The 21,534-nt window shown below is 67.3% G+C and carries 27 protein-coding genes; 18 read left to right on the top strand and 9 right to left on the bottom strand.

Features of this window, described 5'->3' with window-relative positions; all coding sequences use genetic code 11:
* Window positions 1-33: 33 nt before the first annotated feature.
* From ASE22_RS18630 to ASE22_RS18620, 3 genes are all read right to left on the bottom strand, one after another.
* A complete protein-coding gene (locus ASE22_RS18630) occupies window positions 34-615 on the bottom strand; it encodes a flagella basal body P-ring formation protein FlgA (protein WP_056363251.1) in 582 nt (193 codons plus the stop codon).
* A gap of 164 nt (window positions 616-779) precedes the next feature.
* Entirely contained in the window at window positions 780-1,280 is a 501-nt protein-coding gene (locus ASE22_RS18625) for a flagellar motor protein MotB (RefSeq protein ID WP_056549937.1), read from the bottom strand.
* Window positions 1,277-1,963 (bottom strand): motility protein A, encoded by a 687-nt coding sequence (locus ASE22_RS18620; protein WP_056363245.1) that lies wholly within the window; start codon window positions 1,961-1,963, stop codon window positions 1,277-1,279. The genes ASE22_RS18625 and ASE22_RS18620 overlap by 4 nt, the downstream gene beginning before the upstream one ends.
* 261 nt (window positions 1,964-2,224) lie before the next feature.
* Between ASE22_RS18620 and flgB the strand changes: the two genes are divergently transcribed.
* The 13 genes from flgB (at window position 2,225) to ASE22_RS18555 (ending at window position 13,093) form a co-directional block, all read left to right on the top strand.
* On the top strand, window positions 2,225-2,572 hold the full coding sequence (gene flgB, locus ASE22_RS18615) for a flagellar basal body rod protein FlgB (protein WP_056363242.1): 348 nt from the start codon (window positions 2,225-2,227) through the stop codon (window positions 2,570-2,572).
* A gap of 3 nt (window positions 2,573-2,575) precedes the next feature.
* The gene (gene flgC / locus ASE22_RS18610) at window positions 2,576-2,980 is read left to right on the top strand and encodes a flagellar basal body rod protein FlgC (protein WP_056363240.1); all 405 of its coding nucleotides are present in this window, start codon (window positions 2,576-2,578) and stop codon (window positions 2,978-2,980) included.
* Window positions 2,977-3,657: a flagellar hook assembly protein FlgD gene (locus ASE22_RS18605; RefSeq protein WP_056363237.1), complete on the top strand. Its 681-nt coding sequence runs from the start codon at window positions 2,977-2,979 to the stop codon at window positions 3,655-3,657. The genes flgC and ASE22_RS18605 overlap by 4 nt, the downstream gene beginning before the upstream one ends.
* Before the next feature lie 24 nt (window positions 3,658-3,681).
* Window positions 3,682-4,989 (top strand): flagellar hook protein FlgE, encoded by a 1,308-nt coding sequence (locus ASE22_RS18600; protein WP_056363234.1) that lies wholly within the window; start codon window positions 3,682-3,684, stop codon window positions 4,987-4,989.
* Window positions 4,990-5,014: 25 nt separating this feature from the next.
* On the top strand, window positions 5,015-5,758 hold the full coding sequence (locus ASE22_RS18595) for a flagellar basal body rod protein FlgF (RefSeq protein ID WP_056363233.1): 744 nt from the start codon (window positions 5,015-5,017) through the stop codon (window positions 5,756-5,758).
* Window positions 5,759-5,780: 22 nt separating this feature from the next.
* The gene (gene flgG / locus ASE22_RS18590) at window positions 5,781-6,569 is read left to right on the top strand and encodes a flagellar basal-body rod protein FlgG (protein ID WP_056363230.1); all 789 of its coding nucleotides are present in this window, start codon (window positions 5,781-5,783) and stop codon (window positions 6,567-6,569) included.
* Entirely contained in the window at window positions 6,550-7,350 is an 801-nt protein-coding gene (locus ASE22_RS18585) for a flagellar basal body L-ring protein FlgH (RefSeq protein ID WP_082545308.1), read from the top strand. The genes flgG and ASE22_RS18585 overlap by 20 nt, the downstream gene beginning before the upstream one ends.
* A gap of 26 nt (window positions 7,351-7,376) precedes the next feature.
* Window positions 7,377-8,480, top strand: a complete 1,104-nt coding sequence (locus ASE22_RS18580) for a flagellar basal body P-ring protein FlgI (RefSeq protein ID WP_056363227.1) — start codon at window positions 7,377-7,379, stop codon at window positions 8,478-8,480.
* Window positions 8,477-8,857, top strand: coding sequence for a rod-binding protein (locus tag ASE22_RS18575; RefSeq protein ID WP_056363224.1), 381 nt, complete (start codon window positions 8,477-8,479; stop codon window positions 8,855-8,857). The genes ASE22_RS18580 and ASE22_RS18575 overlap by 4 nt, the downstream gene beginning before the upstream one ends.
* Window positions 8,854-10,209 carry a flagellar hook-associated protein FlgK gene (flgK, locus tag ASE22_RS18570; RefSeq protein ID WP_056363220.1) on the top strand — a complete coding sequence of 452 codons (1,356 nt, stop codon included), beginning with the start codon at window positions 8,854-8,856 and terminating at the stop codon, window positions 10,207-10,209. The genes ASE22_RS18575 and flgK overlap by 4 nt, the downstream gene beginning before the upstream one ends.
* 12 nt (window positions 10,210-10,221) lie before the next feature.
* Window positions 10,222-11,079: a flagellin gene (locus ASE22_RS18565; protein WP_056363217.1), complete on the top strand. Its 858-nt coding sequence runs from the start codon at window positions 10,222-10,224 to the stop codon at window positions 11,077-11,079.
* 112 nt (window positions 11,080-11,191) lie between these two features.
* Window positions 11,192-12,055 (top strand): flagellar motor stator protein MotA, encoded by an 864-nt coding sequence (motA, locus tag ASE22_RS18560; RefSeq protein WP_056363214.1) that lies wholly within the window; start codon window positions 11,192-11,194, stop codon window positions 12,053-12,055.
* 27 nt (window positions 12,056-12,082) lie between these two features.
* Window positions 12,083-13,093 carry a flagellar motor protein MotB gene (locus ASE22_RS18555; RefSeq protein ID WP_056363212.1) on the top strand — a complete coding sequence of 337 codons (1,011 nt, stop codon included), beginning with the start codon at window positions 12,083-12,085 and terminating at the stop codon, window positions 13,091-13,093.
* Window positions 13,094-13,206: 113 nt separating this feature from the next.
* On the opposite strand, the gene ASE22_RS18550 is transcribed toward ASE22_RS18555, so the two are convergent.
* Window positions 13,207-14,079, bottom strand: coding sequence for a hypothetical protein (locus tag ASE22_RS18550; RefSeq protein WP_056363209.1), 873 nt, complete (start codon window positions 14,077-14,079; stop codon window positions 13,207-13,209).
* A gap of 225 nt (window positions 14,080-14,304) precedes the next feature.
* On the opposite strand from ASE22_RS18550, the gene ASE22_RS27170 reads away from it, so the two are divergent.
* The 4 genes from ASE22_RS27170 to ASE22_RS18535 all read left to right on the top strand — a co-directional run bounded on the left by ASE22_RS27170 (window position 14,305) and on the right by ASE22_RS18535 (window position 16,170).
* On the top strand, window positions 14,305-14,538 hold the full coding sequence (locus tag ASE22_RS27170; protein WP_162248191.1) for a hypothetical protein: 234 nt from the start codon (window positions 14,305-14,307) through the stop codon (window positions 14,536-14,538).
* Window positions 14,535-14,801 carry a YegP family protein gene (locus tag ASE22_RS27165; RefSeq protein WP_056363204.1) on the top strand — a complete coding sequence of 89 codons (267 nt, stop codon included), beginning with the start codon at window positions 14,535-14,537 and terminating at the stop codon, window positions 14,799-14,801. The genes ASE22_RS27170 and ASE22_RS27165 overlap by 4 nt, the downstream gene beginning before the upstream one ends.
* 18 nt (window positions 14,802-14,819) lie before the next feature.
* Window positions 14,820-14,942, top strand: a complete 123-nt coding sequence (locus tag ASE22_RS27875) for a hypothetical protein (protein WP_268796333.1) — start codon at window positions 14,820-14,822, stop codon at window positions 14,940-14,942.
* Between the two features lie 127 nt (window positions 14,943-15,069).
* Window positions 15,070-16,170 (top strand): calcium:proton antiporter, encoded by a 1,101-nt coding sequence (locus tag ASE22_RS18535; protein ID WP_056363201.1) that lies wholly within the window; start codon window positions 15,070-15,072, stop codon window positions 16,168-16,170.
* A 126-nt stretch (window positions 16,171-16,296) separates the two neighbouring features.
* Here ASE22_RS18535 and ASE22_RS18530 read toward each other — a convergent pair whose 3' ends face one another.
* Genes ASE22_RS18530 through ASE22_RS18520 form a run of 3 tightly spaced genes read right to left on the bottom strand, consistent with a single transcriptional unit; the run spans window position 16,297 to window position 19,296 of the window.
* Window positions 16,297-17,550 carry an adenosylmethionine--8-amino-7-oxononanoate transaminase gene (locus tag ASE22_RS18530; protein ID WP_056363197.1) on the bottom strand — a complete coding sequence of 418 codons (1,254 nt, stop codon included), beginning with the start codon at window positions 17,548-17,550 and terminating at the stop codon, window positions 16,297-16,299.
* Window positions 17,547-18,176 carry a dethiobiotin synthase gene (bioD, locus tag ASE22_RS18525; RefSeq protein ID WP_056363194.1) on the bottom strand — a complete coding sequence of 210 codons (630 nt, stop codon included), beginning with the start codon at window positions 18,174-18,176 and terminating at the stop codon, window positions 17,547-17,549. Before bioD ends, ASE22_RS18530 begins: the two co-directional genes overlap by 4 nt.
* Before the next feature lie 10 nt (window positions 18,177-18,186).
* Window positions 18,187-19,296 carry an 8-amino-7-oxononanoate synthase gene (locus ASE22_RS18520; RefSeq protein WP_056363191.1) on the bottom strand — a complete coding sequence of 370 codons (1,110 nt, stop codon included), beginning with the start codon at window positions 19,294-19,296 and terminating at the stop codon, window positions 18,187-18,189.
* Between the two features lie 146 nt (window positions 19,297-19,442).
* Between ASE22_RS18520 and grpE the strand changes: the two genes are divergently transcribed.
* The gene (grpE, locus tag ASE22_RS18515) at window positions 19,443-19,991 is read left to right on the top strand and encodes a nucleotide exchange factor GrpE (RefSeq protein WP_056363188.1); all 549 of its coding nucleotides are present in this window, start codon (window positions 19,443-19,445) and stop codon (window positions 19,989-19,991) included.
* 107 nt (window positions 19,992-20,098) lie between these two features.
* Here the strand turns inward: grpE and ASE22_RS18510 are convergent, their stop codons facing one another.
* Both ASE22_RS18510 and ASE22_RS18505 read right to left on the bottom strand, forming a co-directional pair.
* Window positions 20,099-21,034, bottom strand: coding sequence for a sulfotransferase family protein (locus ASE22_RS18510; protein WP_056363185.1), 936 nt, complete (start codon window positions 21,032-21,034; stop codon window positions 20,099-20,101).
* Complete coding sequence (locus ASE22_RS18505) at window positions 21,034-21,486, bottom strand: copper chaperone PCu(A)C (RefSeq protein WP_056363182.1); 453 nt, start codon at window positions 21,484-21,486, stop codon at window positions 21,034-21,036. The genes ASE22_RS18510 and ASE22_RS18505 overlap by 1 nt, the downstream gene beginning before the upstream one ends.
* Window positions 21,487-21,534: the final 48 nt, after the last annotated feature.

The raw sequence follows: 21,534 nt of genomic DNA, 5'->3' as shown, positions 1-21,534 counted from the left end.
CACCTCTGCCGATGATAACGACAGGTTTCGAATTTATTTAAATCCGATCAGGCGGACCCGGCCGACATCGATCACTTCCGCGAACAAGGTCGAGCTTTTCGAATTGGTTGCGACCCGGACGCGGCGGCCGACATCGGCATCTTCCATCGCCGTCGCGTCGATGCTGATCGAGAAGGCCGAGCCCTGCGCGACCAGTTGCACCGGATCGCCCTTGCGGACGGCGGCGCTGGCGGAGGCGGCGGCGTAGCCGACGCCCGTCGCGGTGGTTCCCGGGTTCATCGCCATGGCTTCGCGCATCAGCGGCACGCGCAGCCGCCAGCCGGAGGTGGTGCAGCGCACCGTGACCGAGCTCGCGCTCGGCGGATCGATCTGGATAGCGCCGGGGCAGGCGGCAAGCCGCATGCGCCGGTCGATCGGTGCCATCGGGCCGCCCGGCATGCCGACATCGGCGCCGACCGAGGCGACGACCATGCGTTCGAGCTGGCCGAGATCCTGGGCCGGCGGCAGCGCGTTCTGCGCGGCGAGCGGCGCCGGGGCGATCAGGGCGGCGGTCATGGCGGCGGCCAGCGCCAGGGGCGGACGGGCGTTGTGCATCGCGGGCGGGTTCCGGTTCATGCTGCCCAGCCTATCCGGCCAACCGCAAAGATTTGGTTAACGCAGTGCTTACTGTCACGAAGGGGAGATGATCGCCCCGGCGGATGCGGGTTCCCAGGCATCTCCTGCGGCCAGCACAGAGACAGGAGCGCCTTTGGAAACCCGGCCTTCCGCCGGGGGGACCGTCATCGGGGCGGGGGCCCCGAAAGCTGTTGGACCGAAATGCGCTGGCCGCTGGCGGGCTCGCTTGCACGCATCGGCGGTATGGTGATCTCTATCATCGTGTCGGCGAGACCGCCGCGCCGGATCGCGCGGGCGACCGCGGTGGTGCGCGCCGCCGCCAGTTCCCAGCTGTCGAGCCGGGCCGACTGGCCGTCGCGCCCCTGGCTGGCGACGATCACCCGCGCCCCGGCCCTGGCCGCCGCCGCACCGACCGCGTTCAGTCGCCGCAACGCGTCGGGCTTGAGGATCGCCTCGCCGCTCTCGAAGATCTGCGCGGCGGTGAAGCCCTGGACGGTACCGGCGCGACCGGTGCCGTCGCCATTGCCGCCGAACGCGCCGCGGATGCCCGCTGCCAGTTTCACCCGGTCGGCCACCTGCGCCTGCATCATGACGAAGAAGGCGAGCAGGAGCAGCGTCAGGTCGGCGAAGCTCAGCACCCAGCGCTGGGAGACGTCACGGCTCACAGGACGGTCCGCAGGTTCGGGCGGACGACCGTCGGCGGCAGCGCATCCAGCTCCTCGCGGGCTAGGATCTCAAGCTGCCGGCATGCGGCGGTTTGCCAGGCCAGCTCGGTCTCGGAGAGATTTTCCAGCCGGCCGGCGATCGGCCCGGCGATCGCCGACGACACTATGACGCCATAGAGGGTGGTGAGCATCGCCACCGCCATCGCCGGGCCGATCGCCGCCGGGTCCTCCATATGCGCGAACATCTGGACCAGGCCGATGATCGTGCCGATCATGCCCATGGCCGGCGCGGTCTCGGCGATCGCGCGCCACACGCCGATCACGCCCTGGTGGCGCTGGCGGCGCGCATCGAGGTCGGCGCTCGCCCAGCGGACGAAGTCGCCCGAGTTGCGGGCGTCGGACAGCTGGCGGGCGGCGCGCAGCAGGAATCTCTGGGCGGTCTCGACCCTGTCGACACAGGCGATGCTGCGGACTTCGGCCAGTTCGCGGATGCGGCTGACCGAGACGCGGGCCGCGGCGGCATCGGTGTGCGGGTCGGCCCTGCCGAGCAGCGCAAGCGCGGAAAGGGCGCGGCCGATATCGGCGCGCGTCGCCCGGAAGACGGTGGTGACGATGGTCCCGCCGACCACGATCCCGATCGCCATCGGGTCGATATATCGGGTCAGTTGTTCGAGCAGGAACATCGCTTCCCCGATATCCGAGTTTGTTCAAGGGACCGTTGCCGAACATGGCTAACGGACCCGGCAAGATCGACCGGCAAGACCCTGCCGCTTCCGGCAAGAGCTTGCCGGTTCGACGTCGGATCCCAGGAATTTCAGGGATAATCGCCCTGTTAACCATATTTGGCACGGCAGTTGCTTGGATGGTGCCCAAGGCGACCGTCGACCTGTTCGAACATGATTAACGGCCGCCACCGACAGGACTTTAGAAGGTGAAGCGAAAAAATGGCTGATCCGCTTTTCGGGATCCACGGCAAGGCGCTGGAGCTGCGGTCGCAGCGCCTGTCCATGCTGGCGTCCAACATCGCGAATGCCGCCACGCCCAACTACAAGGCGCGCGACATCGATTTCCAGAAGGCGCTGTCCGACGCGACCGGCGGCATGTCCACCGCGCAGGCCGCCGACGCTCATATCGGCTACCGGGTGCCGCTCGAAACCTCGCTCGACGGCAACACCGTCGAACTGTCGACCGAGCAGAACCAGTTCGCCGAGAACGCCCTGCACTACAAGACCACGCTGTCCTTCCTCGAAGGGCGGATCGGCACGGTCATGCAGGCCCTCAAGGGAGAATAAGCCATGGCGGGCAATCTCTCCGTCTTCGACATCGCCGGCCGCGCCATGTCGGCGCAGATGGTCCGGCTGAACACCTCGGCCTCGAACCTCGCCAATGCGGGGTCGGTCGCGGGCAGCAAGGCCGAGGCCTTCCGCGCGATCAAGCCGGTCTTCTCCTCGGTCACCGACGCCCCCGGCGTCGCGACTGTCAAGGTCGACCAGGTCGTCGCCTCCAACATCGAGCCTACCAAGCGCCACGACCCCAACCACCCCAAGGCCGACAAGGACGGCAATGTCTGGGAAGCGGGCGTCGACCAGGCGCAGGAGCTGGTCGAGATGATGGAGACCGCGCGCCAGTACCAGAACAACGTCTCGGTCATGCAGACCGCCAAGACGCTCACTCTCGACACGCTGAGGCTCGGCAAATGACGATATCCACCGGTAACAGCTATCTCGACAGCCTCGGCGGCTCGACGACGAGTTCCACGACGACGACCAAGAAGAGCAACGAGACGCTCGGCCAGAACGACTTCCTGAAGCTGCTGACCACGCAGATGCAGACCCAGGACCCGTTCAACCCGGTCGACAACACCCAGATGGTCGCCCAGATGGCGCAATTCTCGCAGACGACCGGCATCGCGGAGATGAACCAGTCGCTCAAGTCGATGGTCGCGAGCCTGCAGCAGTCGCGCGTCGGCGACGCCGCGAACTGGATCGGCAAGGCCGCGCTGCTGCCGTCGAAGTCGGCGAGCGCACTGTCGGACGGTTCCTTCGCGGGCAGCGTCACCCTGCCGGCCGATGCCACGCGGGTCGACATCAGCCTCGTCGATGGCAATGGCACCGTCGTCTACACCGGCAGCGCCACCAACGTTCCCAAGGGCGACGTTCCCTTTTTCTGGGACGGCAAGGACCAGGACGGCAACGCCGTCGCCGGGCCGCTCGGCATCGTCGTCTCGGCCAAGGACAGCGAGGCCAAGCCGATGGCCGACATCACCACCGCCAGCTGGGCCACCGTGGCGAGCGTCAGCTCCCCGGCCAGCGGCGCCACCAAGATCGTCACCCCGCTGGGCAATTTCGACCCGGCCGACGCCCTTCAGCTTTCCTGATTTTCGGTAACGGAGCTTAAAACCATGTCCTTCTACACCGCACTTTCCGGCCTCAAGGCTTCGCAGACCGATCTCGCGGTCATCTCGAACAACATCGCGAACGTCGGTACCACCGGCTTCAAGCGCAGCGACACCGAGTTCAGCGACCTCGTTTCGTCCTCGCCGATGCAGAGCGCCGGCATCGCCGGCCAGGGCACCCGCCTGCGCGGCATCGCCCAGCAATTCACCCAGGGCGGCCTGGAATCGTCGGAGCGTTCGCTCGACCTCGCGATCTCCGGTCAGGGCTTCTTCATGACCCGCGCCTCCAGCTCGAACGCGCAGGTCTCCTATACCCGCAACGGTGCCTTCAGCGTCGATGCGAACCGCTACATCACCGACTCCTCGGGTGCCTATCTGCAGGTTCTCCCGACCGACTCGTCGGGCGTCGTGACCGCCACCGGCATGACCGCGGCCCGCTCGATCCAGCTTCCGCTCACCTCGGGCACGTCGAAGGCGACCCAGAAGATCGATCTGGCGGTGACCTTCCCGGGCGCCGCCGACGTCCCCGCGACGCGTTCGGTCTACAGCGCGACGAACCCCTATGTGTTCGATCGCAACGATGCGAACAGCTACAACCAGTCGACGACGACGACGGTCTACGACGCGCAGGGCACCGCCTTCCCGATGACCACCTATTATTCCCGCGACAATCTTCCGTCGGGCAGCACCACCGACACGACCTGGACCGCGCACACCTTCATCGGCGACACCGAGATCAGCTACGACACGAGTGCCGCAACCCAGCCGGCGCCGCTGAAGCTGACCTTCGACAGCACCGGCGTGATGACCGCGCCGAGCAGCACGATCGCGATCGGCCCGATCAGCCCGAACGGCGCGTCGGCACCGCTCAACTTCGACCTGACCTATGGCGGCACCACGAAGATGAGCACCGCGCCCTTCACGTTGACCAGCTTCGATCAGGACGGTTACGCCGCCGGCGCGCTCGACAATGTTTCGGTCGGCTCGGACGGCCTCATCGTCGCGACCTTCTCGAACGGCGACAGCCAGGCGCTCGGCAAGATCATCGTCGCGACCTTCGCCAACCCCGAGGGCATGCGCCAGCTCGGCGACAGCAAATGGGGCGCGACCGGCGTTTCGGGCGAGCCCGTCGTCAGCGAGGCGAACAGCAACGGCACCGGCCTCATCCAGTCGGGCGCGCTCGAGCAGGCCAATGTCGACATCACCGAGGAGCTGGTCGCGCTAATCCAGGCACAGCGCAACTTCTCCGCCAACGCCAAGACGATCGAGGCGGCGAACACCATGACCCAGACCATCGTCAACCTGCGCACCTGATCCTGACAGATAGGGGAACCGGGCCATGGACAAGCTGATCTACAGCTCCCTCTCGGCGATGCGATCGGCGATGGCGCGTCAGACGATGACCGCCAACAACCTCGCGAACGTCGATACCGTGGGCTTCCGCGGCGAGATGAGCTCGAGCACGGCGCTGTGGCTGAAGGGCGACGGGTTCGAAAGCCGCGCGACCAATTCGGGCGAGGTCACCTCGGCCGATATGAGCGAAGGCACGATCGGCGAGACCGGGCGCCCCCTCGACGTCGCCCTGCAGGGCAAGGACACGCTGCTTGCGGTGCAGGGCCGCGAGGGCGACGAGGCCTATACCCGTCGCGGCGATCTCCAGCTCAGCGACAGCGGGCTGCTGACCACCGGCGACGGGAGCCCGGTCCTGGGCGACGCCGGCCCGATCACGCTGCCGCCGTTCGACAAGCTGACCATCGCCAGCGACGGCACCATCTCGATCGTGCCCCAAGGCGGCGATCCGACCCAGCTCCAGATCGTCGACCGGCTCAAGCTGGTGTCCACCAACGGCGCCCCGATCGCGAAGGGCCTCGACGGGCTGTTCCGGGATCGCAACGGCGGCACCCTCGGCGCCGATCCGGCGGCGCAGGTTCGCCAGGGCGCGCTCGAGGGATCGAACGTCAACGCTTCGGCCACGCTGATCGACATGATCGAAGCGAGCCGGGACTGGGACATGCAGGTCAAGATGATGAGCTCGGCCCAGGACATCGACAAGGCCTCGACCGATCTGATGCGGTTCGATTGATTTTAGAACGGAGTAGCTTGCCATGAGCAACGCAGCACTACATGTCGCGCGCACCGGCCTCGATGCCCAGAACATGCGCATGCAGGTGATCGCCAACAACCTGGCGAACGTCAACACCACCGGCTTCAAGCGCGACCGCGCCAGCTTCGAGACACTGGCCTACCAGGCGATGACGGCGCCCGGCGCGGCCTCGTCGGAATCGACCAAGTTCGCGACCGGGACCAATCTCGGCTCCGGCGTCCAGATCAACGGCGCCGCCAAGATCCAGACCCAGGGCTCGCTGCAGGAGACGGGAAATCCGCTCGACATGGCGATCCAGGGCGACGGCTATTTCCAGATCCTGCTGCCCGACGGTCGCACCGGCTACACCCGCGACGGCAATTTCAACCGCTCGGACGACGGCACGATCGTCACCGCCGACGGCTATCAGTTGCAGCCGCAGATCCAGATTCCCGAGAACACGACCAACCTCACCATAGGCACCGACGGGACGGTGACGGCGTCGCTGGCCGGCGAGACCGCTCCGACCGAGCTCGGCAAGATCGAGCTCGCGCGCTTCACCAATCCGGCGGGCCTGCAGGCCGAGGGCAACAATATCCTGACCGAGACCGCGGCGTCGGGCCAGCCCCAGACCGGCGCCGGCGGCATGGACGGCCGCGGCACGATCCAGCAGTCTTCGCTCGAATCCTCGAACGTCAACATCGTCGAGGAGCTGGTCGACATGATCGAGACCCAGCGCGCCTACGAGGTCAACAGCAAGATGATCTCTTCCACTGACCAGATGCTGCAATATGTCAACCAGAACCTCTAACGTGCTTTCGAGAGGGCTGGAGCGATCCGCCGTCGCGGACGTCGCGGCAAGCAAGAGGGCCGTCGGCTCGGGCCGGTTCGATTCGAACCGGAAACAGTCCAGGGTCGACATCGACGCGCTGTGGGCGCTCGGCGCCTTCGCGGTGCTGTCGCTCGCGGTCGCGATCGAGCCGGTCCACGCCGGACAGCGCCGCGCGGCCGTCGACTATTCGCCGGTGTTCGCGACCGAACCGCCGCCGCCGCAGGCCAATGGCGCGATCTTCCAGGCCGCCAACGGCTATTCGGCGCTCACCAACGGCGCCCGTGCGGCGATGGTGGGCGACATCGTCACCATCTCGCTGGTCGAGCGCACCCAGGCGGCGAAGACGAACAGCGCGTCCACCGACCGCTCGGGCAGCATCGGTCTCACTCCGCCGACGACGGGCCCCGCATCCTTCTTCAACCCGACCGACATCGGGGCGAGCGGGGGCGGCAAGTTCGACGGCAAGGGCGCCGCCGCCCAGTCGAACCAGCTCAACGGCGAGATCAGCGTCTCGATCGTCCGGGTCTATCCGAACGGCACGATGCTGGTGCGCGGCGAGAAGCTGCTCACGCTCAATCGCGGCGACGAGAACATCGCGATCACGGGCCTGATCCGTGCCGCCGATATCGGCCCCGACAACCGCGTTCCCTCCACCCGCGTCGCCGACGCCCGGATCACCTATTCGGGCAAGGGCGAGATCGCACGGGGATCGCGGCAGGGATGGCTTAACCGTTTCTTTGCCATCTTGAGTCCATTCTGATTAAGAATTTCGAGGATGTGCCGTTAATGATCCGCGCTCTGATCACCTTCCTGGTCTGCTTTTCGGGCTTCACCGCCGCCGGTGCTGGCCACGCCGAGCGCATCAAGGACATCGGCAGCTTCGCCGGCCTGCGCGCGAACCAGCTGACCGGCTACGGGATCGTCGTGGGCCTTGCCGGCACCGGCGACGACAGCCTCGACTATTCGACCCTCGGCATGAAGGGCGTCGCCTCGCGCTTCGGCCTGCAGCTTCCGGCGGGCGTCAATCCCGCCCTCAAGAACGCCGCCGCGGTGATGCTCACCGCCGAGCTGCCCGCCTTCGCCAAGCCCGGCCAGCGGCTCGACGTCACCATCTCGGCGCTGGGCAAGGCGAAGTCGCTGCGCGGCGGCACGCTGATCATGGCACCGCTGCTGGGTGCCGACGGCCAGATCTATGCGATGGCGCAGGGCAATCTGGCGGTCGGCGGCCTCGGCATCGACGCCGCCGACGGCTCCAAGCTGACGATCAACGTGCCGACCGCGGGGCGCATCCCCGGCGGGGCGACCGTCGAGCGCAGCGTCGATGCCGGGTTCGCTACGATGCCGCAGCTCCGCTTCGACCTGTCGGATGGCGATCTCACCACCTCGCAGCGCGTCGCCGCAGCGATCAACGGCCGGATCGGCCAGCCGATCGCCCGTTCGATCGACGCCACCACCATCACGATCGACGCGCCGCAGGGCGCCGAGATTCGCACCGCTCTGATGAGCCGGATCGAGAATTTCGAGGTCGACACCGCTGAGGCGCCGGCACGGGTCGTTGTCAACGCCCGCACCGGCACCGTCGTCATCAACGGCGCCGTCCGAATCTCGCCGGTCGCCGTGACCCATGGCAAGATGACCGTCCAGGTCGACGAGAAGCCGCAGATCGTCCAGCCGGAGCCCTTCTCGAGAGGCCAGACCGCAGTGCAGCAGTCGAGCGCGATCAATGTCGAGCAGGAAGCCCGGCCGATGTTCGAGTTCAACCCCGGCGCGTCGCTGGCCGACATCGTCAAGGCGGTGAACGCGATCGGCGCCTCGCCGGCCGATCTGGTCGCGATCCTCGAGGCGCTCAAGCAGGCCGGCGCGATGAAGGCGGAGCTCGTGGTGCTATGATCGGCAATGTTTCCGCGAAGGTCGGCGCGCTCGCCGATCCGAAGGCGAGCGAGCTCGATCAGCTCAAGGCTGCGGCCAAGCAGTTCGAGGCGATCTTCACCCGCCAGATGCTCAAGTCGACCCGCGACGCGAAGCTCTGCGACGACGATCTGTTCGGCAGCGATGCGACCGATCAGTTCCGCGACATGCAGGACGGCAACCTCGCCGACCAGCTGGCGGGGAAGGGCGCGATCGGCATCGCCGACCTGCTCGTCCGGCAGTTCCAGGCGCGCGTGGCGAAGCCCGCGGCGGCGACGGGGGCGGACGATACCGCCACCTCTACCGCCGGCGCCGGCGAGGCGGCTGCGCCGGCCAAGGCTGGCGGGACCGCCGGATGACAGACCTTCTCCAGATCGGCCGTTCGGGCGTCGTCGCCTATCGCACGGCGCTGGCCACCGTCGGCGAGAACGTCTCGAACGCCGAAACCGAGGGCTATAGCCGGCGCAAGGTGGTGCTCAACGAGTCCGCCGTCTCTTCGTCGAGCACCTATCTCTACCGTTCCTCGGCCGTTTTCGGCGGCGTCGAGGCGGGCAGCGTCCAGCGCGTGTTCGACAATTATCGCAGCGCCTATGCGCGGTTCGCCAATTCGGAAGCCGCGCGCGCCGACGCGAAGGCGGCCTGGCTCGATACCGCCGAGGCCGCGCTCGACGATTCCGACGTCGGCCTGGGCGTGAAGATGGCGGGAGTGTTCACCTCGGCGGAGGCGATGAGCGCCGACGTCAGCAGTGACACCAATCGCCTGACCATGCTGACCGCGCTGGGCAATGCGGTGAACCAGTTCACGACCACGTCGACCGCGCTGCGGTCGGCGGCCGACGGTGTCTCGACCGCGGCCCAGAACAGCGTGACCAAGCTCAACGACGATCTGCGCACGCTGGTGCAGATCAATTCCGCGCTTCGCCGCGCCGGCGACGGGTCCACCGGCCAGGCGCTGCTCCAGGACCAGCGCGACAAGCTGCTGCAGAGCATTTCGAACGCGGTCGGGATCGACGTCAAGCTCGAGGATGACGGCCGCGCCACGGTCAAGCTGCTCGGCGACTCCACGGTTACCCTGGTCGACGCGTCCAGCACCAATCCGGGCTATGTCGGCCTGGTACAAGCGAACAGTGGCCGTTTCTCGCTGGTCGCGTCTGGCTTCGGCGCGGAGGTGCCGATGGTGCCGCAGTCGGGCTCGCTCGCCGGGCTGGCCGACGCGGCCAACGTGATCGCATCGCGCCGGCAATCGCTCGACGCCGTCGCCAGCCGTTTCGCGCAGGTCATCAACGACTGGAACTCGGCCGGCGTCGACCGCAACGGCGATCCCGGCGCGGCGCTGCTCACCGGCACGACCGCCGACACGCTGGAGGTCGCCACCACCGACCTGTCGAAGATCGCCGCGGCGTCGACCTCGGGCGTCGCCAACGGCAATGCGCTGGCGCTCAAGGATTATCGCAACTCGAGCGGACCGGAGGCGCAGTGGGCGCAACTCGTGTCGGCCCATGCGCAGAGCACGTCCGCCGCCAAGTCGGAACAGTCGGCCACCGCCACCCAGCGCGACGGCGCGCTCCAGCAACTCGACGACGTCACGGGCGTCGATCTCGATGTCGAGGCGGCGCAGCTCCTGCGCTTCCAGCAGGCCTATAACGGCTCGGCCAGGATCATCCAGATCGCGCGCGAAACCCTCCAGGAAATCCTGGGCCTGTTCAGCTAGAAGGATTGACCCGTGATCTCCGCGACCCGTTACAGCGCCATGGCGCAAATCAACCGGCAGGCGAAGCTGGGGGCTGAAATCGCCCGCGCCGAGACCGAGATTTCAACCGGCAAGAAGGTACAGAAGGCATCGGACGATCCGATTTCCGCCGCCCGCATCTCCGAACTGCGCCGCGTGCAGGCCGACCAGGTCACCTGGTCGCGCAACATCGAGACAGCGCAGTCGGTCGCCGCCCAGGTCGACACCCAGATGGGCAATATGGCTGACATCTTCAATCGGGTGAAGGAACTGACCTTGGCGGGGCGCTCGGAATCGGCTTCGCCCGGTGACCGCGCGGCGATGGTGCAGGAGCTTGGCTCGCTGCGGACTGCCCTCAGCAACATCGCCACCGCGACGACACCGACCGGCCAGGCGCTGTTCCCCACCGACGCACCGCTCCAGATCTCGGTGTCGTCGACCGTCCGGCTGGCTGCGACCGCGCAGCGGTCGACCGTGTTCGACGGAATCGCCTACACCCACGGCATCGACGATCTTGACTCCGTGATCGGGAACGCGATCGATGCGATCTCCAATGACGACGCGACGACGCGGCGGGCTTTTGCCGACGTTGCCCTCTCGGATATCGACGTCGCGATCCAGCGTGTCACCGACCAGCGTGCCGCCCAGGGCGTACGTGCGCAGCAGCTCGACGTCGCGGCCGAGACGCTCGAGGGTGTCTCGACCCAGCTCGCCGAGGAACGCAGCTCGCTCGAGGATACCAACGTCGCCGCGACGATCATGAAGATCAACGCCAAGACGCTGACGCTGCAGGCGGCCCAGGCCGCCTTCGCCAAGGTCAACAGCAACACCTTGTTCGACTTCCTCCGCTAGGCCGCGGTGACAAGTCATGGATAAAGAATCCGCTTATCCGGCCGTTAACAATGATGGGGAAGGCGCGGCGATGGACGCGCAGACCCAAAAGACCTCTCGGGAGTAAGCGTTCATGTTTGCTGGCATCGGCCTCGTCATTCTCCTGGCCATGGTGTTCGGTGGTTTCGCCATCACCGGCGGCGACCTCGAACCCGTGCTCCACGCGATCCCGCACGAAATGCTGATCATCGGCGGCGCCGCCGTCGGTGCCATCGTGGCGGGCAATTCGATGAAGGAGCTCAAGGCCTTCGGCGCCGGTTTCGGCAAGGTCTTCAAGGGCCCGAAGTACAACAAGAAAGACTATCTCGACGTCATCTTCCTCGTCTCGACCTTGATGAAGAAGCTGCGCACCGAGGGACCCGTCGCGCTCGAGCCGCATATCGAGGATCCCAAGGCGTCGACGCTGTTCGCCGAATATCCCAAGCTGCTCAAGGACAGCACGCTGATCCATATGATCACCGACACGCTCAGGCTGGTGGTGATCTCGTCGGGCACGCTCGATCCGATGGCGGTCGAGGACGTGATGGATAACGCCCTCAAGACGCATCACCATGACGAGGTGAAGCCCGCCGACATGATGCAGAACCTCGCCGATTCGCTGCCCGCGCTGGGCATCGTCGCCGCGGTTCTCGGCGTCGTGAAGACGATGGGGTCGATCGACAAGCCCCCGGCGATCCTCGGCGCGATGATCGGTTCGGCGCTCGTCGGTACCTTCCTCGGCATTCTTCTCGCCTATGGCGTCGTCGGTCCGTTCGCGAGCCGCTGCCGCCAGGTCATCGAGGCCGACGCCGCGATCTACGGCGTGGTCAAGCAGATCATCATCGCTTCGCTCCACGGCCACCCGCTGCCGCTGGTGATCGAAGCCGCGCGGTCGGGCATCACCCATTCGAACCAGCCGGCCTTCGCCGACGTGTTCGACGGCATGCGCGGCCGCTAGGTCCGGCTCTCAGGGAAACGCTGACCCATGGCGCAATCGCCCACCAAGCGCGGCAAGAACGAGCCCGAACCTCGCCCGATAATCATCAAGAAGATTATCGAGGAGGGCCATGGCGGCCATCACGGCGGCGCGTGGAAGGTCGCCTATGCCGACTTCGTGACCGCGATGATGGCGTTCTTCCTGCTGATGTGGATCCTCGGTGCGACCGACGAGAAGCAGCGCAAGGGCATTGCCGACTATTTCACGCCGACGATGGTCCAGTTCAGGGAGAAGAGCGCCGGCGCCAACGGCATCTTCGGCGGCGAGTCGATCGTCGACAAGGACAATTACCCGCACCGCGCCGCGCAGACCGGTTCCAAGTCGATCACCATCCCCAAGGATGCGTCGGGCGGCGCCAAGGATGGCGGGGAAGCGGCGAAATCGCGCGACCGCGCGGCCTTCCAGAAGCTCAAGATGATGCTCCAGGCCAAGATGGCGGCGGATCCCAAGCTCGCCGAGATGATGCGCAACGTCCGCATGGTCGAGACGCGCGAGGGGCTGCGCATCGACCTGGTCGACCAGGCCGATTTCGCCATGTTCACCTCGGGCACCGACCAGCTTTCGAGCGAGGCGCGCGCGCTGATGAAGCAGGTCGCCGAGGTGACCAACTTCGCCGACAATTCGGTGATCGTGCGCGGCCACACCGATGCGATGCCCTACTCGAAGGGCCGCTCCGTCAACAACTGGACGCTGTCGGCGGCGCGGGCGGAATCGACCCGCAAGGCGCTGTCGGACTTCGGCGTCTCGAACGGCCGCTTCGCGCGGATCGAGGGGGTCGCCGACCGCGAGCCCTATGTCGCCGGCGATCCCTATGATCCCCGCAACCGCCGTATGTCGATCACGCTCGCCTGGTCGGCGGCCGATGGCGGGGACGACAGGTCCGCGCCGCCGGCCTCGCATGGTTCGGTGGACCTGATGGCGGGTGCCGGCTCGCACGACCCGACGGCAATGCCGGCCGAGGCGCTGGCCCAGCTCGAGGCGAAGAAGGCGAGGAAGTAAGGAGCGGCGGCGTCCGGCTGGCCCCGATGCATTTCCTGGTTTCTGCCCTCGCCGTCTTTCCCGCTTTCGCTCGAATGGCGAAAAGGGACGACGACGGGAAAGGCGAGGCGCCTTCAGGCGTCGAGCGTGCCGTCGGTGATGCTGCCGTCGCCGTCCGACGCGAGCATCATATAGGCGAGCCTCGCATTGGCGGGGTTGGGCTTGAGCAGGTTCAGCCCCCGATTCCCGCCCATCATCGCCAGCATCTCGGTCGTGTCGGGCATGGCCTTGCCGTCGCCCTCGAACACTTCCTTCGCATAGGCGAGGCGGAGATCCTGGCCTCCGAAAGCGCCGCCGTCCCTCGCCGGCACGGCGTTCGACGGCGCGCCGTCGTCGTCGATCTTCTTCGCCATCAGCGCATAGACCTGCGACAGCGAACGGGCGCCGCCGCCATTGTCGTAGAAAATCGAGCGGTTGGCGCGCGCTTCGCGCGGGAAGAGGGCGGCGGCGCTCGCGTCCGGACGCGCATCGGCGGCCTTGAGGAAACGGGTGGCGCCTTCGAGGCCCAGGAAATGGGCGAAATAGAGATCGGCCGAGCGCGGCTGGCGGCCGAGCGCGCTTTGCAGGCCGTCGGCGTTGTCGCTTGCGAACTCGGCGGCCATCAGCGAGGACGCCTCGGGATCGTTCTTCAGCGCCATGACCTGCTCGCGCACGGCCCCGTCGACCTTCCAGCCGCCATCGCCGCGCCGGCTGATCGCGTCGGCGGCCCAGCCGAGGCCGTGCTTGGCGCCGTACATCTTGACCGCGCCGAGCCAGCTCTGGTCGATGAACTGGAACAGGCCGCCGGCCGAGCTCGACTGTGCCCGGGCGTTGGGGTTGAGCCCGCTTTCGGACCTTGCCTGGTTGAACAGATAGGAAAAGTCGACCCCGACCCGCTGCGCGGCGCGGCTGATCGCGTTGCGCACGCCGGCTTCGCGTTCGACGCGGCCGAAGCCCGGCAGGCTCATGAGGGGAATCCCGTTAACACCCCTTAATTGTCGCTGATCATGGTTAACGAAAGGTTGCCGCGCGCCGGACGAGGTCCGGGCCGGGGATGTCGCGCCCGGTTTCCCAGAGTTCGTTTGCCCCATCGTCCGATAAGGCGTAGGATCGGACCATCGCTACCACTCTGCTTGCAAGCATGTGGCGACCGAGAGAAGCTTTTCGCTCCCGCTTGCCGATGGAGAGCGACGATGCGCAAACCAGCATGCGACACGAGGATGCTCGACAAGCTGCGAGGCAAGGCGCTCCTCCAGGCGACCGCGGCGACGGATCCGCTGATCCGTCAGCAATATATCGATCTGGCACAATGCTATGCGACCACCGCGACCGAATTGCGCGAGCGGGGCGCGGCGGTGATGCCCCCGGTGAACGCCGCGAGAATGCCGTGGCGATCCGTTCCCCTTTGGGTGACGAACGATCGATGACCGGCGCGTTGCGCTTCGAAATCTACCGGGTGCCGACCGTCTCGCTCCTGTCGCGCCTGCGGGGCCGCGGCGATTGGCGATGGCAGTTCTGCGGATCCGACGGAAGCATCGTCGCAAGGAGCGGGGGCTATCCTTCGCACCAGGCGTGCCTGGCCGCGGTCGATGCGCTGCGCCGCCGGGCGTCGGTCGCGGCTATCGTCGGGGTCGATCCCCCCGTCGAGCAGGGAGCGGAAGCCGGTTCTCCCGCCGGGCGGACCATCTGACCAAAGGAATGCGAACATATGGCAAAGGGCCAACTCAAGGGTAACAAGGAAGCGCGAAAGCCGAAAAAGGCCGCGAAGCCGAAGGGCAACGCGTCCAATCCGTCGCTGAAGGGCACGGTGGCCGACATGCTGAAGAAATGACGCGGCGTAACGGTTCGATCTGCGTCATGGGGGGAGGCGGATAGCGCTTTCGCCTCGGACGATCAGGCTCTAGAGCCTGAGCTCCGGCATGTGTCGGGTCTGCCAACACATGCCTGGGATCGTCCGGATGCTGCCCATGTTCCGCCTCGCCGCCGCGTGGGGCACCGTCGTCATCTTCCTGCTGGCCGGCGAGACGATGCTGTCCGGGACGCATCCGGTCGTCACCAGCATCCTGTTCATATGGCTTCTCGGCGTGATCCTCTGGGCGGCGTTCGGCGTCGTCTACGAAGCCGAGGAAGTGGCCGAACGGCTCGGCGAGCCATTCGGGACGCTGATCCTGACATTGTCGATCGTGATCATCGAGGTCGCGCTGATCAGCGCCGTCATGCTCGGCGAGAATGCCGTGCCGACGCTGGGGCGCGACACGATGTTCGCGGTGATCATGATCGTGCTCAACGGCGTGGTGGGGCTCTGCCTGCTGACCGGTGGGCTGCGCTATCACCAGCAGAGCTACAATCTGCAGGGCGCAAGCGCCTATCTCGCGCTGATCATCCCGCTCAGCGTGATCGCCCTCGTCCTTCCGAACTTCACGACGTCCACGGCGGGGGGCATGCTGTCGGGGTCGCAGGCCGCCTTCTTCTCGATCTTCACCATCGCGCTCTACGGGCTCTTCCTGTGGCTGCAGACCGGGCGGCACCGGGGTTTCTTCGTACCCGCTTCCGCCACGGGCGACGACGAAGTCGGCAGTCCGCTGCCGCACCATGTGCGGGCAGGCGGCACGACGCGAATGAGGGTCCTGCTGCTCTTCGCCAATATCCTGCCGATCATCATCCTGTCGAAGAGCCTCGCCACCATCCTCGACCAGGGCATCGCCCTGTTCGGCGCGCCGCCGGCCTTGGGCGGCATCGTCATCGCCATGATCGTCTTCACGCCCGAAGGGATCTCCGCGCTCCGGGCGGTCGCGGCCAATCAGCTGACCCGCGCGATCAACCTGTGCCTCGGCGCGGCGACCTCGACCCTCGGGCTGACCGTCCCCGCCGTCCTGCTGATCGGGCTTCTCACCCAACGCCCCGTGACCCTGGGGCTATCCGCCGCCAACATGGTGCTGCTGGCGGTGACCCTCGTCCTCAACACGCTGACCTTTTCGGGCACGCGAACGACGATGCTCGAGGGTGCGACCCACCTGTCGCTGTTCTTCGTCTTCATCGTGCTCGTCTTCAGCCCCTGAGACGGGCGGTTCAGGAAGGGTCGTCCTCGTCGCGCTTCTCGCGCGGCAGTCTCTTGATCCGGGCGATGCCCGCGAACATCGGCAGCAGCAGGACCAGCAGCAGGATTGCCGCGACGATCTGCTTCTTCATGCCGCCATCTCCCGGGCGGCCGCCGCGATCGCGGCATAGATGGCGTCGAGATCGTCGTCGTCGATGCAATAGGGGGGCATCACATAGACGGTGTTGCCCATCGGCCGCAGCAGCAGGCCCTTGGCGCGGAAGAAGCGGTTCAGCACCGGGGCCATGGCCGACAGATAGTCGCCATAGGGATCGACGAACTCCATCGCCGTGATCGTGCCGAGCTGGCGCTTGCCGACGATCAGCGGATCGTCGAGCCCTTCGAGGTGCCTCGCCTGGCGGTAGCCGAGCTTCGCGATCCGATCGAGCACGGGTTCCTCGCGCCAGATGGCGATATTGGCGTTGGCGGCGGCGCAGGCGATCGGGTTGGCGGTGTAGCTCGACGAATGGAAGAACATCGTCGCGCGGTCGTCGGACAGGTGGGCGTCGAAGATCTCCTTCGTCGCGAGCGTCGCCGCCAGCGGAATCGCGCCGCCAGTCAACCCCTTGGACAGGCACATCAGGTCGGGCGTCACGCCCGCGAGCTGGCAGGCGAAGAGCAGGCCTGTACGGCCCCAGCCGGTCATCACCTCGTCGGCGATGAACAGCACGCCTTCGCGGGCGCAGATGTGGCGCAGCGCCTTCAGCACATGCGGTGGATAGATCAGCATCCCGCCAGCGCCCAGGATCAGCGGCTCGACGATCATCGCGGCGGGCGGTGGGTTCTGTGCGCAGATCGCCTCGAGCGCGGCGATCGTGCCTTCGCCGTCGCCGGTCGGGAAGGGGAGGGTTTCGACGTCGAACAGCAGCGGCTGATAGGCGCGGTTGTAGACGCCGCGCTCGCCGACCGACATCGCGCCGATCGTATCGCCATGGTAGCTGTGCTGCATCACGACGATGCGGTGGCGCGGCTCGCCCCGGTTGAGCCAGGTGCCGAGCGCCATCTTCAGCGCGACCTCGACGCTGGTCGACCCGCTGTCGGAGAAGAAGACATGGTCGAGCCCGGCCGGGGTGATGTCGACCAGGGCGCGGGCCAGCGTCTCGGCCGGCGCATGCGTCCAGCCGGCGAAGATCAGCTGGTCGAGCTTCTCGGTCTGCGCGCGGATCGCTGCCATGATCCTCGGATGGCAATGGCCGTGCGTGGTCACCCACCAGGAGGAGATCGCGTCGACATAACGGCGGCCGTCCGCTGCATGAAGCGCGGCGCCCTCGGCGCGGTCGATCAGCGGAATGTCCTCGCCCAGTCCGTGCTGGGTGAAGGGATGCCAGACGGGCGAGCTCATGGCGCGAAATCCTGCGTCGAAAAGGCAGCGGCGAAGGCACCTGCCAGCGTTTCGGGACCGAGCGGGTCGAGGCGCGGGAGGCGGCCCAGCCGCCGGACGCCGCCGATCGCGGCGATCGTCCGCTCGCTTTCTTCCTGGTGGTCGCCGACGAAGGCGATACCGAGGATCGGGATGTCGCGCGCCCGCAACGCCTCGATCGTCAGCAGGCTGTGGTTGATCGTGCCGAGCGCGGTCCGCGCCACCACCACCGTCTCGAAGCGCCAGCGCGCGAAGATGTCGGCGAACAGCAGCCCGCCCGCCAGGGGCACCAGCAATCCGCCCGCGCCTTCGATCACCAGCCGCCGGTCGCAGGGCGGCGGTACCAGCTGCGACGGATCGATCACGACATTGTCGATCGCGGCGGCATGGTGAGGCGAGGCCGGGGTCTCGAGCCGATAGGCCTCGGGCAGGATACGGTCGGCGGGGAGGCCCGCCAGGCGGCGGACGGTGTCGCTGTCGGTGCCGTCGGCGAGCCCGGCCTGGACCGGCTTCCAGTAGCAGCCGTCGAGCGCGCGGACGAGGCCGGCCGAGAAGACCGTCTTGCCGACGTCGGTGTCGGTCGCGGTGACGACGATGGCCTGGGTCATATCGCGTCGGTCATGCGGTCAGTTCCTCCACCGCGTCGGCCAGCGCGGCGACCGCCGCCTCGTCGACATTGAGGGTCAGCGAGATGCGCAGCCGCGAGGTGCCGGTCGGCACCGTCGGCGGCCGGATGCCGCGCACGTCGAAGCCGTGCTGCTGGAGCGCGGCGGCGATCTCCATGGTCCGTGCATCGTCGCCGATGATGACGGGCAGGATCTGCGAGCCGCTGGCCGGCAGCCGTGCGCCCGCCAGGGTGACGAGCCGCGCGAGCCGGTCCCGCCGTTCGGGTTGCGCGCGGACCAGCGCGAGGCTGGCCCGGACCGCAGCCGCGGCGAGCGGGGAGGGCGCTGTCGAGAAGATGAAGCCGCGTGCCTTGTTGACCAGCGTGTCGGCGAGCACCCGCGGGCAGCAGACCAGCGCACCTTCGCAGCCCAGCGCCTTGCCGCAGGTCCGCAGGGTCACGACGTTCTCGCGGCCGTCGAGACCCTCGCCGAGGCCCTGGCCGCCGCTGCCGAACACGCCGGTGGCGTGCGCTTCGTCGATGACCAGGAAGGCGTCCTCGCGATCGGCGAGAACGGCCAGCTCGGCGAGCGGGGCGATGTCCCCGTCCATGCTGTAGAGGCTTTCGACGGCGATCCAGACGCGTCCCTTGTTGCCCTCGGCGCGCCAGCGGGCGATCGCGCCGGCGAAGGCGCCGACGTCGTTGTGCGCGGCGGCGACCGTGGCGGCGCGGCCCAGGCGCATGCCTTCATGCGCGCTGGCGTGGATCAGCGCGTCGTGGACGATCAGGTCGCGGCCGGCGGGCAGGGTCGAGAAGATCGCGCTGTTGGCCGCGAAGCCCGAGGAAAAGAACAGCGTCGCCTCGCTGCCGAAGAAGGCGGACGCCTCGGACTCCAGCGCCTCATGCTCGGGATCGTTGCCGCGCAGCAGCCTGGAGCCGCCCGCGCCGATCGCCACGCCCCGGTCGAGCGCGGCGGCGACGGCGGCGCGCAACGCGCCCGATCCCGACAGGCCCAGATAATCGTTCGATGCGAAATCATGGCCGGCACGCGGGATCAGCTTGCGCGTCCGGGACCGTCGGGCGATGAGGGCGAGCGCCTCGCGATGGGTGTCGAGGATCGACATGGCGCAGCAACTAGCGCCTGTTTCCCCGATAGGGAATGGCGAGCGGCGGGCGAAATTGAACGGGACCACTGGTCGTTCGTTCGCTTTTGACTATATCAGCCCGCGAAACGAGGTCGGATCGACCCGCGAACAGACCGGAAGAAGGCATGAGCGAAGAGAATATCGGCGAGAACGAAACGGAGACCCCCGAGGTCGAGGCGACCACCGGCGAGGCCGAGGGCGACAGCCCGTTCGCCAAGCTCGAGGGGGAGCTGGAGAAGCTGCGCAACGAGGTGCTGTACGCCCAGGCCGAGACGCAGAACGTCCGCCGCCGGCTCGAAAAGGAAAAGACCGACGCATCGGCCTATGCCGCGACCGGCTTCGCGCGCGACATGCTGTCGGTCGCCGACAATCTCGGCCGCGCGCTGGCCGCCATTCCCGCCGAGTTGCGCGAGGACGACCGCATCAAGTCGCTGCTCACCGGCATCGAGATGACCGCCAAGGAACTGGACAACGTCTTCCAGCGCAACGGCATCAGCAAGATCGACGCGGTCGGCGCCAAGCTCGATCCGAACCGCCATCAGGCGATGGTCGAGCTGCCCAGCGCCGATGCCGAGCCCGGCACTGTGATCCAGGAGATGCAGGCCGGCTACATGATCAAGGAACGGCTGCTCCGCCCCGCGCTGGTCGGCGTCGCGAAGGCGCCCGACGCCTGATCGGCCGCGGGCCGTTCGCAGGACCGTGTAGCGGAAGGGCAGTCCCCTTTTACCGTCATGCCAGCGCAGGCTGGCATGACGCAGGAATGTCGGCGCGACTTCCGCCCTCAATCCTCGTTTCGAGACAATATCTCGTACCGGCGGCGCTTCATCCGCGCCCTGGCCTTGCGGCTGCCCAGCTTGTCCACCAGTCCCCCCTTCAGCCACAGGCCGGTGCCGAGCTTCTCGCGGCGGTGGTTGGTGAGCGCGAGCGTGTTGCCGATGCCCAGCAGGGCCCGGCGGAACGCCGACGGCGGCCGCACCGTGCCGCTCAGGAAATAGCCGTTCTGCAGCAGCCAGCGGGCCGCGCGATGCTCGGCCGGCGAAATCTCGGTTGCTTCGCTCTTTCGCCAGCGGCCGGCGGGTTCCTGATCGAGGACGCCCGCCTGCCGCAGCATCGCCGGCGCGAACGGCACCCGCAGGAACTCGCACAGGCGGCGCAGCTCATATTCGGGTTCGCTCGCGACCATTTCATATTTCAGGGTGAACTGCCGGTCGGCGGGCAATTTGTGCGACATGCGGTCCCACAGCGCCTCGACCTCGACCCAGTCGGCGATGCCGTGCCAGAGATTGCCGGCGTCGCGGTTGCGGACATTGGCGGCGGCGACCTCGCGGCCGTCGCGGACCAGGTGGATGAAGCGCGCGTCCGGCCATAGCCACAGCAGGCGATCGAAATGATGTTGGACGGTCGCGCCGATCACGGTCGCGCCGGGTTTCGTCGCGGCGACCTGGTCGAGCAGCGCGCGGGCGATACCGGTGAAGGGCAGGCTGGCCGGGACGTTCAGACCGAGCTTCTTGAACCGGCTGTTATATTCGACCGAGCGGAGAAAGGCGTCGCGCTTCATGAAGCGCCCGTCGGGGGTGATCGCGTCGACCAGGAAGTCGACGTCGGGGGCGATCAGGATCGCCGGGTGCTGGGCGAGGACATGGCGCAGCGCGGCCGCGCCCGATCGCCGGGGGGCGACCAGGAAGACCGGCGGCGCCATGGGCGGCGTGGTGGCCATCAGTGGCGCATGCCGCCCATGTCGTCGCCGGCGGCGGCCGACTTGGCCTCGACCTCGATCTTCGCGCCGCTGGCGAAGGTGAACAGCAGCGGCACGCCGGTGCCGGCCGTGATTCGCGGATCGACGCCGAACAGCATCGCGTGGCTGCCGCCCGGCGCGAACGCGACGGTCTTGCCCGCCGGTACCGGCACTTCGGCGATTGGCCGCATCGTCATCACGCCCCCGTCCATGACGCTTTCGTGCAACTCTATCTTGTTCGCCACGGCGCTGTCGATCCTGAGAAGGCGGTCGTCCTTCACGCCGCCCACCAGCGTGAAATAGCCGGCGGCCGGCCCGCCCGGCACCACCGCCAGCCGGACCAGCGCATCCGAAACCGCCGGCGTGTCGGCGCGCTTGGGGTGGCAGGCCGACACTGCGGCAAGGGCCATGACGGCGGCAATCGTACGATGCATCGGAAACTCCGTGGAAATCAGGATGCAATTACGACCTGTTGCGTCTTG

Origin of the sequence: Sphingomonas sp. Root720, assembly GCF_001428605.1 — a bacterium.
Taxonomy (GTDB): Bacteria; Pseudomonadota; Alphaproteobacteria; order Sphingomonadales; family Sphingomonadaceae; genus Rhizorhabdus.
This window is presented reverse-complemented; position numbering and strand designations above follow the sequence as displayed.